General features: G+C 69.2%; 15 protein-coding genes and 1 pseudogene. 11 read left to right on the top strand and 5 right to left on the bottom strand.

Annotated features, from left to right (window positions below):
* Positions 1–62: 62 nt before the first annotated feature.
* Positions 63–1,598, bottom strand: a complete 1,536-nt coding sequence (locus tag JOM49_RS21550) for a DUF8189 domain-containing protein (protein ID WP_209666063.1) — start codon at positions 1,596–1,598, stop codon at positions 63–65.
* Positions 1,599–1,690: 92 nt separating this feature from the next.
* Here JOM49_RS21550 and JOM49_RS21545 point away from each other — a divergent pair, with 92 nt between their 5' ends.
* Entirely contained in the window at positions 1,691–3,295 is a 1,605-nt protein-coding gene (locus JOM49_RS21545) for a PLL family lectin (RefSeq protein WP_209666062.1), read from the top strand.
* A gap of 29 nt (positions 3,296–3,324) precedes the next feature.
* On the opposite strand, the gene JOM49_RS21540 is transcribed toward JOM49_RS21545, so the two are convergent.
* From JOM49_RS21540 to JOM49_RS21535, 3 genes and pseudogenes are all read right to left on the bottom strand, one after another.
* The gene (locus tag JOM49_RS21540; protein WP_308158826.1) at positions 3,325–5,016 is read right to left on the bottom strand and encodes an AfsR/SARP family transcriptional regulator; all 1,692 of its coding nucleotides are present in this window, start codon (positions 5,014–5,016) and stop codon (positions 3,325–3,327) included.
* Positions 5,017–5,241 (bottom strand): annotated as a pseudogene (locus JOM49_RS44370) (AfsR/SARP family transcriptional regulator); the annotation flags it as partial.
* 108 nt (positions 5,242–5,349) lie between these two features.
* Positions 5,350–7,239 (bottom strand): CocE/NonD family hydrolase, encoded by a 1,890-nt coding sequence (locus JOM49_RS21535; protein WP_209666060.1) that lies wholly within the window; start codon positions 7,237–7,239, stop codon positions 5,350–5,352.
* A 304-nt stretch (positions 7,240–7,543) separates the two neighbouring features.
* Between JOM49_RS21535 and JOM49_RS21530 the strand changes: the two genes are divergently transcribed.
* From JOM49_RS21530 to JOM49_RS21490, 9 genes are all read left to right on the top strand, one after another.
* Positions 7,544–7,900 carry a hypothetical protein gene (locus JOM49_RS21530; protein ID WP_209666059.1) on the top strand — a complete coding sequence of 119 codons (357 nt, stop codon included), beginning with the start codon at positions 7,544–7,546 and terminating at the stop codon, positions 7,898–7,900.
* Positions 7,901–8,302: 402 nt separating this feature from the next.
* On the top strand, positions 8,303–8,644 hold the full coding sequence (locus JOM49_RS21525; protein WP_308158825.1) for an HIT family protein: 342 nt from the start codon (positions 8,303–8,305) through the stop codon (positions 8,642–8,644).
* A 47-nt stretch (positions 8,645–8,691) separates the two neighbouring features.
* The gene (locus tag JOM49_RS21520; protein ID WP_308158824.1) at positions 8,692–9,198 is read left to right on the top strand and encodes a nucleoside 2-deoxyribosyltransferase domain-containing protein; all 507 of its coding nucleotides are present in this window, start codon (positions 8,692–8,694) and stop codon (positions 9,196–9,198) included.
* A complete protein-coding gene (locus JOM49_RS21515) occupies positions 9,170–9,373 on the top strand; it encodes a hypothetical protein (protein ID WP_209666057.1) in 204 nt (67 codons plus the stop codon). Before JOM49_RS21520 ends, JOM49_RS21515 begins: the two co-directional genes overlap by 29 nt.
* A gap of 21 nt (positions 9,374–9,394) precedes the next feature.
* Positions 9,395–9,955, top strand: a complete 561-nt coding sequence (locus JOM49_RS21510) for a MauE/DoxX family redox-associated membrane protein (RefSeq protein WP_209666056.1) — start codon at positions 9,395–9,397, stop codon at positions 9,953–9,955.
* A 9-nt stretch (positions 9,956–9,964) separates the two neighbouring features.
* A complete protein-coding gene (locus JOM49_RS21505; protein ID WP_209666055.1) occupies positions 9,965–10,501 on the top strand; it encodes a TlpA family protein disulfide reductase in 537 nt (178 codons plus the stop codon).
* A complete protein-coding gene (locus JOM49_RS21500) occupies positions 10,498–12,348 on the top strand; it encodes an ABC transporter ATP-binding protein (RefSeq protein WP_308158823.1) in 1,851 nt (616 codons plus the stop codon). Before JOM49_RS21505 ends, JOM49_RS21500 begins: the two co-directional genes overlap by 4 nt.
* Positions 12,345–12,830 carry a S26 family signal peptidase gene (locus tag JOM49_RS21495; RefSeq protein WP_209666054.1) on the top strand — a complete coding sequence of 162 codons (486 nt, stop codon included), beginning with the start codon at positions 12,345–12,347 and terminating at the stop codon, positions 12,828–12,830. The genes JOM49_RS21500 and JOM49_RS21495 overlap by 4 nt, the downstream gene beginning before the upstream one ends.
* A 113-nt stretch (positions 12,831–12,943) precedes the next feature.
* Entirely contained in the window at positions 12,944–13,570 is a 627-nt protein-coding gene (locus JOM49_RS21490; RefSeq protein WP_209666053.1) for a hypothetical protein, read from the top strand.
* A gap of 33 nt (positions 13,571–13,603) precedes the next feature.
* Here the strand turns inward: JOM49_RS21490 and JOM49_RS21485 are convergent, their stop codons facing one another.
* Positions 13,604–14,593, bottom strand: a complete 990-nt coding sequence (locus JOM49_RS21485; protein WP_209666052.1) for an ArsR/SmtB family transcription factor — start codon at positions 14,591–14,593, stop codon at positions 13,604–13,606.
* A gap of 210 nt (positions 14,594–14,803) precedes the next feature.
* Between JOM49_RS21485 and JOM49_RS21480 the strand changes: the two genes are divergently transcribed.
* The gene (locus tag JOM49_RS21480) at positions 14,804–17,830 is read left to right on the top strand and encodes a BTAD domain-containing putative transcriptional regulator (RefSeq protein WP_209666051.1); all 3,027 of its coding nucleotides are present in this window, start codon (positions 14,804–14,806) and stop codon (positions 17,828–17,830) included.
* The last annotated feature ends 102 nt before the right edge of the window (positions 17,831–17,932 follow it).

Here is a 17,932-nt window from a genome sequence, read left to right as displayed (position 1 = left end):
GTCCGCGGGGCTCGGATCACCGATCTCTCCTTTCCATCGTGCCGTCCTCCGGCTGGCGGTTGTTATGGGTTGGGTGGTCCGCCGGTGGGGTTCCAGGTGGTCCAGTGGCCGTTGGGTTGTTGTTGGTGGCGGGTCCAGATCTGGTCGTCGCCGGTGAGGTGGATTTCGAGTCGTCCGTCGTGGTTGGTGGCGAGGTTGAGGTCGCGGCCGCGGCCGTGGAGGTCGGCCCAGCCGGCGAGGCCGTGGTTGGGGCTGGTTTGCCAGTTCTGGTGGGTGGCGGTGCCGTTGGTGGTGGCGATGTCGAGCCGGCCGTCGGTGTTGCGGCTGGCGGTGATCTGGGCGCCGGGTAGTCCGCCGGTGGGGGTCCAGGTGGTCCAGTCGCCTTGGTGGGTTTTCTGGTAGCGGTGCCAGATTTGGTCGTGTCCGGCGAGGAACACTTCGAGTCGTCCGTCGGCGGCGGGGGCGACGGTGATGTCGGTGCCGCCGCCGGCGGCGTGGATCCAGTCCGACCAGCCGCCGTTGACGGCGGTCTGGTAGCGGTGCAGGGTCTGTTCGTGGTTGACGGCGAACACTTCGAGGCGGCCGTCGCCGCTGCGGCCGACGCCGAAGTGGGCCAGGCCGGGTCCGCCGATGCCGGTCCAGCCGCTCCAGTCGCCGTTGTGGGATCGCTGGTAGTGGTGCCAGACCTGCTCGTGCCCGGCCAGGAACACCTCGAGTCGCCCGTCGGCGGCGGGGGCGACGGTGATGTCGGTGCCGCCACCACCGATCTGGATCCAGTCCGACCAGCCACCGTTGACGGCGGTCTGGTAGCGGTGCAGGGTCTGCTCGTCGTTGACCGCGAACAGTTCCAGCCTGCCATCGGCGCTACGCCCGATACCGAGCCGGGCACCGGGCACACCACCCACCTGCGACCACGACGACCAGCCACCGTTCACCGCGGTCTGATACCGGTGCCACACCCCGTCACCACCCCCGGCGAACATCTCCAACCGCCCATCCAGCGACGGCACCGCCACCACCTGACCCGACGACTGAAAACGAGGCAAATCATTGTCGATGTAGCTGGGGAGGTCGGCCTCCGGTGGTGAGACGTAACCGGAGATCAGCACATTCCCGCCGCCGCCACGCGCGGTCAGCGGATTGATCACCCGGCGGGCCACAGTCTCGCCCCAGTTCCCGTCGACGGTCACGATGTTCCCGTCCGCACCCACCTCGACGACGACCGAGATGTGACCGTCGAAGTAGCCGGGTTCGCCGTAGACCGCCACGTCACCAGGGCGCGGGTTCCCGCCTTTGGTCCCGGCAGGGCGACGCTTGTACAGTCCCCGCTGGTCTCCCCATTTCGCCCAATCGGTCGCGACCCACGAGGTGGGGACGTACTTGACGCCGGCCTGCCGCCAGACCCACTGCGTGAAGATCGCACACCACTCGTACTGCGTGCACGGCCCGAATTTGAGGCATCGCCCATTGGCCTCGGACGACCCTATTTCGGCGTTGGCCAGTGAGGTGATGTTCTGCCGCAGGTCAGCGGCTCGCGCCGGCGATGCCCCCGCGACCGAACCGGTCAACAGTGCCAGTATCGCCAGAATGCTGATCACGAATCTACCGAATCCGGTTCTCAAACAAGCCTCCGAGTCTGCGCCGTCCGGGTTTTCCACGGGGCAGAATAGGAGCTGTCGATGCAATCGGCGTGCAATCGTTCGCTGATTCGCTCGCCAAGGTGGAGCAAGTACCTTTGCATTGTTTTTGCAGGCGCCTGCGTTATCGTGCCGCCAGAATTGATAAGGAGAGAATAGTGAGCGTCCGCAAACTGCTCGTGACAGCGATATCCGTGGTCCTGCTCGCCGGGGTCACGACCCCCGCGCGAGCCGAGCCGGCCAACGCCGAGCGCGACATCCTGTGTGCCGTTCCGCCGGACCGGGACATCGCCGTGACCAAGATCGTGTACGAGATCGGCAAGGGCCGGAGCGTGTCGGACAAGGTCATGCTCGCCGCTTTCGAAGCGGGGTGGGTCGAGTCCCACATGAACAACCTCCCCTGTGGTGACAGCGATTCGCTCGGCGTCTTCCAGCAGAGACCCAGCCAAGGCTGGGGCACGGCAGAACAGATCATGGACGTCCGCTACGCGACGACGAAGTTCTTCCAGGTGGCGCAACAGGAAGAGCCGAAATGGCCCGGCCTGTCGGCGGGGCGGCTCGCCGACAAGGTCCAAAGGTCGTGCTGTCCTGAGCGGTACGACCAGGCGGAGAGCAAGGCGCGAAGCCTGCTGGCCGAGGCCAAGAGCCTTCTGCCCGGGCTGATCGACAATGATTTGCCTCGTTTTCAGTCGTCGGGTCAGGTGGTGGCGGTGCCGTCGCTGGATGGGCGGTTGGAGATGTTCGCCGGGGGTGGTGACGGGGTGTGGCACCGGTATCAGACCGCGGTGAACGGTGGCTGGTCGTCGTGGTCGCAGGTGGGTGGTGTGCCCGGTGCCCGGCTCGGTATCGGGCGTAGCGCCGATGGCAGGCTGGAACTGTTCGCGGTCAACGACGAGCAGACCCTGCACCGCTACCAGACCGCCGTCAACGGTGGCTGGTCGGACTGGATCCAGATCGGTGGTGGCGGCACCGACATCACCGTCGCCCCCGCCGCCGACGGGCGACTCGAGGTGTTCCTGGCCGGGCACGAGCAGGTCTGGCACCACTACCAGCGATCCCACAACGGCGACTGGAGCGGCTGGACCGGCATCGGCGGACCCGGCCTGGCCCACTTCGGCGTCGGCCGCAGCGGCGACGGCCGCCTCGAAGTGTTCGCCGTCAACCACGAACAGACCCTGCACCGCTACCAGACCGCCGTCAACGGCGGCTGGTCGGACTGGATCCACGCCGCCGGCGGCGGCACCGACATCACCGTCGCCCCCGCCGCCGACGGACGACTCGAAGTGTTCCTCGCCGGACACGACCAAATCTGGCACCGCTACCAGAAAACCCACCAAGGCGACTGGACCACCTGGACCCCCACCGGCGGACTACCCGGCGCCCAGATCACCGCCAGCCGCAACACCGACGGCCGGCTCGACATCGCCACCACCAACGGCACCGCCACCCACCAGAACTGGCAAACCAGCCCCAACCACGGCCTCGCCGGCTGGGCCGACCTCCACGGCCGCGGCCGCGACCTCAACCTCGCCACCAACCACGACGGACGACTCGAAATCCACCTCACCGGCGACGACCAGATCTGGACCCGCCACCAACAACAACCCAACGGCCACTGGACCACCTGGAACCCCACCGGCGGACCACCCAACCCATAACAACCACAACCCCGGCCCCGGCCTGGCTGTCAGGCCGGGGCTGACGGCGGGGAGGACGCGTGCGGCGGATTCGCCGACAGCACTCCCCTGCCGGTGCAGTGCGGTGAGCCGAACGCGCATCTGCGCCAGGTCCCCCACAACGACGAGTGCGAGGGCACCCCGTCCGGAAAGGCTTGCGGCCGGCCGAAGCGCCCTTCCACAGAGTCCTCGCGTTCCGCGGCTTCCCATGCGTAGAGACGGACCAAGTCGGGAATGGCGTACTGGGCCTGCCCCGGCGAGCCTCGGGAAACGAAGTCGATCAGGTGATTCGTGACCAGTGACTCGAGCACGTCGTCGGCATCCTCGAGACCGACAGCCGTCGCCACGACCGACGCCGGGATCCGGGTCAACCGGAGGCCGCTGAGGGTGCGCAACGCAAACCGGGTCAAGGCAGGCAAGCCGTCGACACTGCGAGCGATGCTGCGACGCACGTCCAATTCCGCCGACGCCAATCGGTCGAACCGGCTGGACTCCGGTCGCAACCACCCGGCCAGTACCCCGACTGTCCAATGCGGCCTCGAGACCAACCGGGCCGCGGCCGCCCTGATCGCCAGTGGCATGCCCCCGCACAACTCGGCGACTTCGCGTGCGTGCTCGCGATCGGCCTCTCCGACCGTCCGGTTGGCAACGGTGATGAGCATTTCGGCCGCCTCGCCGCCCGGCAGAGCACCGAGGGTGACGTGGAGGGCGCCCGGCACGCTGGTGAGCTGAACCCGGGACGTCGCCAGCACCGCACAGCCGGGACCGCCCGGCAGCAAGGCGCTCAGCTGCTCCGGCGTACGGACGTTGTCCAACACCAGCAGGACCCGCCGGCCGGCCAGTCGCGAGCGCAACAGAGCGGCCCGTTCCTGGGCCGACGCGGGCACTTCGGCGGACGGCACGCCGGTGGCCCGGAGCATCCGGGCGGCCACCTCCGCGGACGTCGCTGTGCCCAGATCGGCATACAGTTGACCATCCGGGTACCGCGCCGAGCCGAGGTGTGCGGCGCGGATGGCCAGAGCCGTCTTGCCGATCCCGGCCAAGCCGCTGACCACGCACACCGAAGGCGCGGTGCCTGGACGGTCATGGGCGAGAACCACTTCCACCGCGGCCAGCTCGGCACCGCGGCCGACGAAGTCGCCGATGTCGGCAGGCAGTTGGCGGCCGACCTGCCAGCGGTCCCGCCCGGGTGGCGCCGGTCGCTCCCCGCCCCCGGCACCTCGCAGGACCGCCGCGTACCCGGCTCTGAGGCGGGACCCGGGTGACACACCCAACTGTTCGGAAAGGATGGTGTGCCCCTGCCGGTACACGTCCATCGCCGCGGCTGCTTGCCCGGCTTGGTGGAGCGCCGCCATCAGCTGGGCACGCAGGTTCTCCCTCAGCGGGTGGTCAGCCACGAGCGCCATGAGCCCCGGAACGATGCCCGCGCCGGTGCCCGCCGCCAGGTGTGCGTCGGCCCGCAGTTCTTCGGCCGCGATCAGCAGCTCTTCGAGGCGCGTCGCCTCGGCTGCCATGTGTTCGCCCATCGTGCCGCCCAGAAGCGGGCCCTGCCGCAACAGCAAAGCCTGGTCGGCCAGCCGCGCGGCATCCGCCGGACGGCCCTCGGCGAACGCCTGCCGGGCTTGTGCGACGGTCGCGCGGAAGTCGTGCAGATCGACCCACGCCTGCCCGGTGTCCAGGAGGTACCCCGGTGCCGTGGTCACGATGCGGGGTGCTCCCCGGCTGTCGCTGCGCAAGACCTTCCGCAGTGCCGCGGTGTAGGACCGCACGAGTGCGGTCGCTGTGCCCGGAGCGCGCTCACCCCAGAGTATCGAGATGAGTCGCTCCGTCGCCAGCACACGTCCCTCGGCCAGCAGCAGTGCCGCGAACAGCGTCGTCGGCTTCGGCCCTCTGAGGGTGACAAGCCTGTTCCCGTCTTCGGCCGTCACGGAACCCAGCAAGCGAAGTTTCACCCATCCCCCCAAGCAATCCGACCGAATGCACTGCTCGAGGCAGGCGTCGGCCGGGCGTCCACAGCGGACGCCCGGCCGACTCGATCAGCTGGGCACCACCGGCAGCGTGACCTTGCTGTTGGTGTTGTCGATCTCGAACTCCGTCAGGCCCCAGGGCTCCTGACCGGGTGCCGGTTCGTGCGCGCACCAGTCGGTGCCGGGAACCTCGGTGCCGGTGCAGGTGGTGCCGGCGATGAGCACCCCGATGCGGTGACCGGCCTTGAACACGTAGTCCTCGGGCAGCAGTTCCAGCCGGTAGTCGTAGAACCGCGCCGGGTCGACGGGCTTGTCGTAGGTGAGGGTGTCGCGGTTCTCGGTGTCGATCTGCACCTTGGTGACGATTTCGAACGACCTGGTCCGCACGTCCTGGCTGTGCCGCGTGTAGCACCCGGTGTCGACCGTGGTGCCCTGACCGAGGCAGTCCACTCCCTCCGCCGGTACCAGTCCGGTCAGTTCGGTGTCCTCATCGGTGACGGTACGGGCATCGGTACCGTAGTCCACCAGGATCGCCGACAGCGGTGTGCCGGAGACACTCGCCTTGGCACGCAGGCTCACTTCGGGAACCCCGCTGAACCGGACGGCCTGCGGGAGTGGGTCACTGAGGTAGACCTCCCGGCTCAGCGACTGCTTCCCCGGTTCGGCCGCCATGTCCTCCTGCAGTTGGGCGTAGCTCTCGTGGACCAAGCTCAGCCCGGCACCCGGCACCTGTTCGCCTGCCAGCTTGTTGGCACCGCCGGTGTGCCCGCCGAACCACCAGTCGCGGCCCGCGGCGTTCGGCGCCGGCCAGTGCGCCGCCGTCTCCCAACGGTTGGCCGAGCGTTCCAGTTCGACCCGCGGCTCGTCCATGACGCCGTTCTGCACGCCCATCAGCCAGTGGTCCATCCACTGGTGGATCTTGGGCAGCCACCGCTCGCGGTGCGCGTCGATCGGATCGACGTGAGCCTGCTGCGTCAGCACCAGCTTGCGCTGCACACCGGCGTCGCCCAAGGCCTTCCACCAGTCGAGCGCGAGGTCGGTCGTGACGTTCCAGTCGTTCAGGCCGTGCACCATCAACACGCTCGCCTTGACCCGGCCCGCCTTGGCGACGTAGTCACGTTCCTGCCAGAAGTCGTTGTACACGGCGTCTTCGTCGTCGCTGGCGATCGCGAGCTCGTCCTGCACCGCCTTGCACCGGTCCACCCCAGCCCGTTGCGTGTTGCTGTGCTGGACCACGGTCCAGCGCGCGTAGTCGGTGAACCGCCGCAGCCCCTGGTTGCGCATGTACGGGTACCAGCTGGCCGCCGAGTCGATCGGCACGATCGTCTTCAGGTTCGGGACGTCCATGGTGGCGACCATGTTCGCCAGGGTGCCGCGATGGGAACGGCCCACCCAGCCGACCTTGCCGGTGTCCCAGTCCGCCCGGACCGGGGCGCCCGCCTTGGCGGTCGCGGTGGCCCGTCCGTCCAGCCAGTCCAGCGCCGCCTTCACGCCGAGCAGCTGTTCCTCCCCGTCCACTGTGGAGCAGCCTTCGGAGTAGCGGGTGCCGGGCATGTCCACCTGCACGACCGCATAACCCCGCGGGACGAAGTAGTTGTCGTAGTACTCCGGGAAGCGAGCCGGGACACCGTCATCGTCGTCGTCCTTGAAGCCGCCGTCCGCAGAGGCCGGTCCATACCGGCGGTCGGCGGAGGCGGTGCTCGGCACCAGGCTCCTGCCGAAGTACGGACTGGCCTGGAAGATCACCGGAACCTTCAGCCCGTTCGCGGTCTCCCTCGGCCGGATGACGTCCGCCACGACCCGGTCCTTGCGGCCATCCCGATCGCTGTCGGCGGGAGACTCGACGTAGACCGTTTCACGGATGGCGTCGGAGTACGAGAAAACCTGCTGGCTCACACCGTCCCGGACCTGCGCTTGTGGCGCGGCCACCGCCGTGTTCGGCAGCAGGCACGCGGTCATGAGCCCCACGACGAGGGCGCTGATACAACGTCTTGGTGAACGCACGAGTCACACCTCAGGTGTTGGTGTCATCCAGAGACACCTGGTCATCACCGTCGCCCCGCGAGGGGGGTGGTGCCAGGTCACGACGACGATGATCTCCCGCGGGGCGACCAAGGGCGAACCACTTCAGGCCCCACCGAAATGATGCACCGGTTGAGCAGCGCCACCCGGAGTAACTTCACCGCCCACTGAAAAAAGTTTCAATGCCGCTTCTCCTTCGATACAAACGGATTGGCGAACAACCGACCGAAGGAGTCTCTTGATGAGAAAGACCGGAGCTGTCGCGGGGATCGTGGGTGCGGTGGCGGCCACCCTGATGCTCGGATCGGGGACCGCGAGCGCCGCCAACCCGACGAACTACTGCTCCAACGCGACCGAATGCTACTTGTCCATCAACAACTTCGGTGGCGGGACGCTGGCCATCGACGCCGACGCCATCGGGGGCGTGAACGAAGCGGTCGGCTGGTACGTCGGTGGCCTCAACTGCTCGGCCAGCACCACCGTGAACGCGCCGGCCCAGTCCTGGGTCTGCCACAACCAGCCCGGAGGGAGCTACCAGCTGCGGATCTACGGCGCCAACGGCAACCGGCACAACTTCAGCCTCGGCGCCCGGTACTGACCGGCCCCCCGCTTGCCGCATGGGGGTTGACATCACGCGGTGACATCGGCTGAGTCAGCTGTACCGCGAATGCTCGACGTCGGCGCGGGCTGAGGTGGATGAGGGGGCAACGGCGCGAAGCCGTTGCCCCCGCCCCCGGTCCGCGCCGGGTGGCGGGGCTGCTCACTTCGGGGTGGCGTCCATGCTCCCGCCCTATTCGTCACGAAAATTCCCATGACAGAAATGTGTGACAGGTCGCCCTCGAGCGTATCGCACTATCACCGTACGGCCTGACCTGCGATTCCCTCCCGAAATTCAGTCCACCCTGAAACAGATTGTCGAACGGATGGCACTTCGGAAAACTGTGGTCCCGCTGGATTGAGCCGAATTCCGGGAATACCGACCAGCGATGGGAGGCCCTCCGTGGCACCTTGCGCGTTCTGCGAAATAGTGGCGGGGAACGCCCCCGCCAGCGTGGTCCGGCGTTGGCACGACGTGCTCGCCATCCGGCCACGCGGCGGAGGCGTGGTCGCGGGGCACGTGCTGGTCATCCCGCACGAGCACGTGCGGGACTTCGGAGCCGATCCGGCGGTGACCGCGGTGACCGCGGCCGCAGCAGCGGAACTGGCCGCCGAGTTGCCGAACTGCAACGTGATCGCGAACCAGGGGCCCGAAGCCACGCAAACCGTCCCGCACCTCCACCTGCACGTGGTTCCGCGAGCGGCCGGCGACGGACTGCGCCTGCCGTGGACGGAGGCGCGGTGAGCATGCGGCTGGTGTGGGCACGCGAGCCGATCCCCGAGGGTCCGAGCGTGTTCCTCGCCGGGCCGACTCCGGCGGCGGAGTCGGAGGTGCGGCCTTGGCGCCCCGATGCCGTCGAAGCGCTGGAGGCGGCGTGGAGTGGCGAGAACCCGTTGACAGTGCTCACACCGGAGTCCCGCGGTGAACGGGCCGACCGGTACGCCGACCAATTCGCCTGGGAGAACAGCGCACGGGCCTCTGCGTCGGCGGTGCTGTTCTGGATCCCCCGTGACGTGACCGCACTGCCGGGCTTCACCACGAACGTCGAGTTCGGGTTCGACGTCGCGGCGGGCCGGTGCGTGGTGCTCGGTGCCCCACCTGACTGCCCGAACCCGGAGCGCAACAGGTACCTCGTGGCGCTGGCCGGCAAACACGGCGTCCCGGTGGCGACCACTCTCCCGGAAGCCGCCGAGGTCGTGGTCCAGCTCCTGCGAAACTCCCGCCGGCGAGAGCCCTGGTTTTCATCGGACCGACAACAAGGAGAAGATCATGCTGAAATTGGCCGAGCGAATCGGTGACCTCCTGCTGGAACGCCTGGTTCCGCGGATCGATGCCAGGGCCGAGTCCCTGCTGGACTACGAAGAGCGCTGCTGGTGCAAGTACGACGAGGAGGCCGGACGGGCCATCGAATTCTGGCGCAGCTGCGTGGCCGGGGCCGGCTGTGGTGACTGCTACCGGAAAAAGGGGTGCTGAACCCGGCTTCGCACTGCACCGATGACCTACCTGGCCTTGGGCTGTGCCACCGGCCTCTGCGTCGTCTTCCTGGTCTCCGCGGCCGGGAAGCTCGGGCGCACGCGGTTGCGTGAATTCGCGGTTTCGGCGGGTCCGCTCCGGTTGGTTCCACGGTCCTGGCGCTCCCGGGTCGCCGGCGCGGTGGTGGGAGCGGAGTTCGCGATCACCACCACGCTCGGCCTGGCGGTGGGTGGGACGCTCACCGGTGCGCCGGGCCCCGCCGGGCCGGTCGCCTTCGGCGCGGCGATCGGGCTGCTGACGGCGTTCACCGTCGCGCTGAGCTGGTCGCTGCACCGGGGCGACCGGACGCCGTGCCGGTGCTTCGGGGCGAGCACGGCGCCCGCCGGACCTGCCCACCTCGGCCGCAACCTGGTGTTGCTGCTCACCGCCACGACCGGTCTGGTGACCTCGTGGAGCGCAGGCGGTCGCCCGGACATCGGCGGGTCGGTGCTCGCCGCCGTCGCCGGACTCGTCTTCGCCCTCCTGGTCCTCGCTTTCGACGACCTGCTCGACCTCTTCCAGCCTGCCCGTCGTGTCCGTTGAGGAGATTCGATGTCACTGCTCGTCGCCGCGGTGGCGCTGCTCGGTGTACTGGTATTGCTCGACCTGCTGCTAACCTTCGCCGTGATCCGGCGTCTCCGCACCCACGCCGACCTGATCGGCGAAGCGCTCGGGTCCACTCGGGCTCCGGCCCGGGTGATGCTGGAAGCCGGGCAGAAGGTCGGCGAGTTCAGCGCGCGGACCACCGCGGACGAGCAGGTGTCACTCGCCGGGCTCACCCTGGTCGGGTTCTTCTCCGCGCACTGCGGCACCTGCGCCGAAAAGCTCCCGGCCTTCCTGGCGCGTGCCGCGACGCTCGGCCGGGCGCGGACCCTCGCCGTCGTGCAGCACGGCGAGAAGGAGCCGACCGCCGACCTGGTCGCCGAACTCTCCGATGCCGCCCTGGTGGTGGTGGAGCCGGAAGACGGGCCGCTGGGGCGGGCTTTCGACGTGCAGGCGGTGCCCGCGATGTGCCTGCTCGACGCGGAGGGCCGAGTGCTGGCGTCCGGGTTCGACACCGGCGCGTTGCCGGATTCGGTCGCCACGTGAGCGGCGGTGAACTGCGGCGATCGATCAGCGGGGTGCTCACGGCAGTGGGCATCGCCGGGCGGGCCGCGCCGTGGGTCCTGACCGGGCACGTGCTTTCGAGCGTGCTCGCCGGCGCCGTCCCGGTGGTGGCGGCCTGGCTGACCAAGCTGGTGCTGGATCGCGTGTCCGGAGCGGGCACGCGGTCCGGTGAGCTGATCGCACTGGCGTGCGCGCTCGCCGCCGCCGGGGTGGTGGCCGTGCTGACTTCCGGAGCGGTGCGCTACCTCGCCGGGGAACTGGGGCGCCGGGTGAACCTGCTGGCCAGGGACCGCCTGTACACCGCCACGGAACGGATGCGAGGCCTGACCCAGCTCGAGCGACCGTCCTTCCGCGACCGCCTGCGGCTGGCCCAGCAGCACAGCCAGACCGGCCCCACCCTGATCGTCGATGCCGCCGTGGGCGGGGCTCAGTCGGCGCTGACCCTGGCCGGTTTCCTGGGTTCGCTCGCCACGTTGAGCCCGATGGTGACCGCCGTGGCGATGGTGGCGGCGATCCCCGCACTGCTGGCCGAGGTGCAGCTTTCCCGGCGGCGGGCGGCCATGCTCAGTGGTATCAGCCCGACCGAGCGCAGGGACTTCTTCTACACGGACTTGATGACCAGCCTCGACGCCGCCAAGGAGACGCGACTGCTGGGCCTCGGCCCGCTCTTCCGCGCGCGGATGCTCACCGAACTGTCGAAAGCCAACTCGCGGCGACGCGGCGTCGACCGCCGTGAGTTCGGGACGCAGGCACTCTTGGGCCTGCTGGCCGCGGTGGTCACCGGCGGCGGGCTGATCTGGGCGGTGGCCGCCGCGGGCCGGGGCGAGCTGACGGTCGGGGACATCGCCGTGTTCGCCGCCGCGGTCGCCGGCGTGCAGACCGCGCTGGCCGCGCTGGTCGGCCGGGTCGGCACCGCGCACGGTGCGCTCCTGTTGTTCGAGCACTACCGCGAGGTGACCGGCGCCGAGCCGGACCTGCCCGAGCCCGCCTGCCCGCGACCGGTGCCGACGCTGCGGTCCGGGATCGAGTTCCGGGACGTGTGGTTCCGTTACGGCGAGGACCAGCCGTGGGTGCTGCGAGGAGTCGACCTGCACATCCCGTTCGGCGGTTCGCTGGCACTGGTGGGACACAACGGAGCCGGGAAGAGCACGCTGGTGAAACTGCTGTGCCGCTTCTACGACCCCACCCGTGGCGCGGTGTTGTGGGATGGCATCGACCTCCGTGACCTGCCCGTGGCGGAATTCCGGCGTCACCTGGGCGCGGTCTTCCAGGACTTCATGCGGTACGAGCTGACCGCCTCGGAGAACATCGCCCTCGGTGACGTGGACGGCGCACGGGAACTGGCCCCGGAAGTCGCGCCGCGGACCCGGGAGGCGGCCCGGCGAGCCGGGATCCACGACACGCTGGCGGGCCTCCCCCGGGGCTACGACACGATGCTGTCCAGGATGTTCGTCGACGAGAAGGACAAGGCGAGTCCGGACACGGGGGTCCTGCTCTCCGGTGGACAGTGGCAGCGACTGGCGCTCGCCCGCTGTTTCCTGCGTGACCGGCGCGACCTGCTCATCCTCGACGAGCCGACCTCGGGGCTCGACGCCGAAGCCGAGCACGAGATCCACACAGGACTGGCCGAGCACCGGGCCGGGCGGACGAGCGTGCTCATCTCCCACCGCCTCGGGGCGGTGCGGGACGCCGGGAAGATCGCCGTACTGGCCGGCGGCCGCGTCGCGGAAGTGGGCAGCCACGACGAACTCCTGGCCGCCGACGGCGTGTACGCCCGGTTGTTCCGGTTGCAGGCGAGCGGCTACGCCCCTGCGGGGGAACCGGCATGAGAACCGGGCGGGTCGCTGCCGCGCTGGTCGTGAGCGCACTGGCCGGGTTCGGCGTCCGGGCACTGGCGCGCCAGTGGGTCAGCGTCACCGTGCGCGGCCCCAGCATGGAGCCCGCGTACCGGCACGGCGACCGGCTCCTCGCCCGGCGCCGGCCGGGCACGCTCCGTGCCGGGGACGTGGTGGTGTTCGAAGGGCCGGTGCGCGACGGTGGCTGGGAACTGCCTGTCGCACAGGCCGGTGACACCGCCCGCGGATGGCTCGTCAAACGGGTCGTCGCGGTTGGCGGGGACCCGGTGCCCACGCACTTCGCCGGAGCCGCACCGGCCGGAGAAGTCGTGCCACCGGGGCACCTGTTCGTGCTGGGTGACAACCGGGAAGTGAGCGTCGATTCCCGCCGGATCGGTTGTGTACCCGTGGAACGGGTGCTCGGCAAGGCGGTCCACATCGGACGCCGGTCGACCAAGGCGGTTGCCTCCGGTTAATCGACCGTGTTCCAGTTCACACCAGGCAACGCCGATACCCGAAAGGGCGTCTCTCTGGCAGAAGTCGAACAAATGCGGACTTCACTTCACATCTGGGGAATCAGGGGAAAATCATGAGCTTTGTTTCGCGCGCCGGAATTGTGCTGGGTACGGCCGTCATCGGCATGGCGGTGGCGCTTCCCGCGTCCGCCGCGGATTCGGTGACCGTGTCGGCCGACCTCAACGGGGACGGGGTGGCCGACAAGGTCAGCGTCCGGGTGTACGACAGCCAGCGGCAGGTGCTCAACACCGAGGTCGGCGGCACCACGCTCGGGGTGCTGCTGCCACTGGACTCGCACATCGGCGTGGTGGCACCGAAAATCGTCGACCTCAGCGGCGACGGCACGCAGGACATCGTGGTCAGCGAGGTGGAAGGGGCCAACACCACCACGTTCAGCGCGTGGGACCTCGGCCCGGCCGGGCTGCGGCAGCTGACCACCCCGGACTCCCAGCCGATGCGGCTCTACGACGGCGGCGGCCTGGCGGCGCGCAACCGGTTGACCTGCACCGACGACCAGGGCTTCCGTGAACTCGTCGTGGTCTCCGCCGAGGCGGACTGGAACACCGACCCGATCGTCTATAACGGCACGCGCACGTCGTACCGGGTCGCCGACGGGGTCGCCACCCAGGGCCAGGTCGTCCCGATCACCGCCCAGCCCGGCGACTCGCCCCTGCTCCAGGGCGAACTCGCCGCCTGCTGACCCGAAAGACAAGTGGGCGAACGGTCCACGAAGTCAGTCGGCCTGCCAGAGCAAATCGGCGCCGAGGCGCGAAACCTGGTGGACGGCCGAGCGGTAGCCACGGTCGGTCCTGACCAGACCGGCGTTGCGCAGCACGGTCGCGTGCTGGCTCGCGCCCGCCAGTGAAATGCCGACGGCACGAGCCAGTTCCGTGGTCGTGATGCGTGGCGTTCGCCCGATCGTCTGCAACACCGTGGCTCTGGTCGGTCCCATCAGGACGGTCAGCGACCGGGTGCGCGCGGACGTTCCCGAACGCTGTTCGTCGCCGATGGCCCAGTCCGTGTCCCGCTGCACGGGGTAGACCAGCATCGGACGACGGGACTGGTCGGCCAGGCTGATCGGAAGGCGCCAGCAGAAGAACGAGGGAACGAGAACCAGCCCCCGCCCTTCGAGGTGGAGGTCCTGCTCGACCGGGTAGGCGACTTCGAGCACCGGTGACTTCCACCGGACAGCCGGGTGCAGGCTTTCGAGCACCGACTCCATCCCGCCGGTCGCGGCTGTCTCGATCCGCCGGTCGCGGTCGGCCCGCACGTGACAGGAGATGCTCCGCCAGTACGGTTCGACCGCCGCGGTGTGGTACTCGCGCAACGCGACGGCCAGGTGCCGCATGGTGTGCCGCCCGCCGTCCGCCACGCTCGAGGCCCACGGCGGCAGGTCGACCTGGGCGGCCAGCTTGCTCATGTCCGTGCGCAACTGTTCCCGTGACGTGCTCAGCAGCGACTCCAGCCCGGCTTCCAGGCCCGGCGCGTCGGTCGCGGGGGTCAGGAAGTCCGGGGAGTACCCCTTCGGCCGGGCGAGGGTGGTCAGCATCCGGGTCGTGGGGGTCAGCCGTCTTCGCAGGTCCCGCCGCCACCGACCGAAAACCGGGTCTCCCTGGGTGGTCTGGACCAGGTGCAGGCTCAGCAGCAACTCCCACATCGACTGCGGCTGGTCCAGGATGCGGATCCGCACCAGGTCTTCCACCGAGAAGTGAATACGCAGCATCGTGCCTTCCTGTCCATCGCTACGGCAAACCTAACCAGCGCGGATGCCCGGAGGCTGGCGGAAAACTGGACGCGAGGGGCGGGCGATCCGGTGCGGTGACCTGCGACGGGAAGAGAAAAGCCGGCGAACCGGCAGGAATCGGAGCAGTTGTGCGGACCAAGGGGGTAGTTTGTCGCGCAGTAGCCGGATGCGGGCTTCAAGGGGGCGGCAGTGACTGAGTCACTGGGTAACTTGCTGGCTGCGCGGCGCGCACAAGCCGGGCTCACACAGCAGGACCTGGCGACGCGCGCCGGGGTGAGCGTCCGCACGGTCCGCGACATCGAGAGAGGCGGCGTGCGGCGTCCGCACGCGCGGACCGTCCGCCGGCTCGCCTCCGCGGTGGGACTGGACTTCGCCGAGTGCGTGGCGGCGCTGGAAAGCGGACCGGTCCGGCACACCCACGGCGCGGACAGTCCACTTCGGATCGAGGTGCTCGGCTCGCTCACCGTCCACCGGCACGCCACGACGGTCGACGTGGGCTCCGCCATGCTCCGCCGGCTGCTGGGGTTGCTCGCCCTGCGTGAAAACCAGGTCGTGCCCCAAGCGGAGATCATCGACTTCCTCTGGGGCGAGAACGTCCCGGCCACGTACTCGAACCTCGTGCACACCTACGTCTCGCGCCTGCGCAAACTCCTCGGCGGACACCAGGGCGCTGTCCTGGATCGCGTGGGTTCGGGGTACCGCCTCGTCCTCGCTCCCGGTCAGAGCGACATGGCGGAGTTCACCGAGCGGGTCCAGGCCGCCACGGCTCACCGTGCGGCCGGCCTGACCGCCCAGGCGGCGGATACCTACGCCGAGGCGCTGTCGATGTGGCGTGGTGATGTCCTGGCCGATCTGGGGCCTCGCGTCCAACTGCACCCCGTCGCCGTCGCCGCGTCCCGGCAACGCCTGGCTGCTGTGCTGCACTACGCCGACCTGGCCATCGAACTCCGGCAGCACCAGGCGGCGCTCGACCGGCTGCGCGACGCGGCGCACGCCGACCCGATGCACGAGGGCATCGGTGCGCGGACGATGCTCGCTCTGGCGGGCTCCGGACAGCGGGTGGCGGCGTTGCGCCTGTTCCGGGAGTTCCGTGCCCATCTGGTCGAGGCGCTGGGCATCGAACCGGGCTCGGAACTCCAGGACGCCTACCTGCGGATCCTGCGGCACGAGGCGGTCGCGGTCCCGGTGCGGGCCTCCGACGCCCGTCTCGTGGTCACCCCGGCGCAACTGCCGCCGGACATCTCGACGTTCACCGGTCGTGAGCGGCAGATCGGTGAACTGAACGCACACCTGGAAGCCACCCTCGACCGCAAGGCGGCCGCCACGATCTCCGTGATCAGCGGTACGGCCGGGGTCGGCAAGTCGACCCTCGCCGTGCGGTGGGCGCACCAGGTCCGGAACCGTTATCCGCACGGGCAGCTGTACTTCAACATGCACGGGTACGGGGACAGCGCGCCGAGGACGGTGGGCGACGCGCTGACCAGCTTCCTGCAGGCGCTGGGGGTCTCGCCGCGGGTGGTCCCGTTCGATCTCGACGCGCGGATCGCGATGTTCCGGTCCCTGCTGGCCGAACGCCGAGTCCTCCTGCTGCTGGACAACGTGGTCGGCTCGGACCAGGTCACACCGCTGATACCGGCGAACTGCCACTGCGCCGTGGTCGTCACCAGCCGGAACGACCTGTCCGGGCTGAAGGTCCGCACCGACGCGCTCGTGATCCGGCTGCCCGAACTCAGTCACGAGGAGTCCGTGGCGATGCTCACCACGCTGATCCGCGATCCAGTGGGCGGTGTGTCCAGGGAGACCGTGGACGAGCTGGCCCGCCTGTGCGCGCACCTGCCGCTCGCCATGCGGATCGCGGCGGCCAACATCAGCCGGGGCACGCATCGCACGGTCGAGGAGTACACGACTTCGCTCCGCGAAGGCAACCGACTCGCCCAGCTCACCGTCGGCGGCGACGGCCGGACCGCGGTACAAGCGGCGTTCGACCTGTCCTACAACGCTTTGGCGCCCCAGGCGAGCCGCCTGTTCCGGCTGCTCGGCCTGGTTCCCGGGGTGGACTGCACACCACCGGCCGCGGCGGCGCTGATCGGCAGCGACACCGCCGGAGCGGCACGGATCCTGAATTGCCTCACGGCCGCCCACATGGTCGAACAGCGCTCCCGCGACCGGTACGAATTCCACGACCTGCTCCGCCTTTTCGCGGTTCAACGCTGCCTGGAAGAGGATGAACCGAGCGAGCGCGACGAAGCTCGGCGGAGGCTGTTCGAACACCAGTTGCGCACCGCTCACCACGCCGTGACGCGGGCGTATCCCGGCATGCTCCGACTGTGCGCGTTGCCCGACGCCGTGACGAAGGTCGAGGCAGGTGGCATCGACTGGCTGGAGGATGAGCGCGACAACCTGGCGGCAATGGTCCTGCACGCCGCCGAACACGGGCCGAAGGCCATCGCGTGGCAACTCACCGACGTCCTGCGTGGCTACCTCTGGCGCAGCTACGACGTCCCGACCTGGTTGTCGATGGCACGGGCCGGACTGCGTGCCGCACGCCAGGAAGGCGACCGGCTGGCAGTGGCCGCGATGCACTACAGCCTGGGCTGCGCGCACCGTTCCCGCGGCAAGAACATGGCCGTGGCGAGGCTGCACCTCACCATGGCGCAGCGGATGTTCCAGCGCCTCGGCTCGGCACCGGGCAGCGCGGCGGCGCTGGACTGCCTCGGCATGGTGCACGAGGAAACCGGGCAGACCACACGCGCCCTCACCGCCATCGAGGAATCGATCGTCCTGTGCCGCCGTGAACAACTGTGTTTCGGCCTCGCCAAGGCGCTCTGCAACCTGGGATTCCTGACGATGAAGGTCGGACGCCTGGAAGAATCGACGGCACACCTGATCGAGGCGTTGTCAATGGCGCGTCAACTGGGCGACCCCCACATCGAAGCGACAGCCCTGCACAACCTCGGCCAGACCAGTGCACAAGCCGGCCAGGCGGACGACGCACTGGGCAAATACGAGCGCGCACTCGCCATCCGCCGCGACATCAACGACATCGAAGGCGAGGGCCAGACCCTCGAACACCTCGGCACCCTGCTGCACCACATCGGCGACCCCACCGCCGGTCGCCACTACTGGCACCAGGCCGCGACCACACTGGAAAAGATCGGCCACCCGAAAGCCAGGGAGATCCACCGGAAACTGCTCGACTCCACACCAGCTCCCTGACACCGGCTCGTTCTCGACGCCGGTAACCACCGCTGCAGGAATTCGAATATCGTCGGACTGCTTGCGCACCCGGCCGTCCACGGCACCGGTGTGCCGCAGGCT

The organism is Amycolatopsis magusensis (genome assembly GCF_017875555.1).
In the GTDB taxonomy this organism is placed as follows: domain Bacteria; phylum Actinomycetota; class Actinomycetes; order Mycobacteriales; family Pseudonocardiaceae; genus Amycolatopsis; species Amycolatopsis magusensis.
Note: the sequence above shows the minus strand (reverse complement) of the source record. Positions and strands in the feature narration are given on the sequence as shown.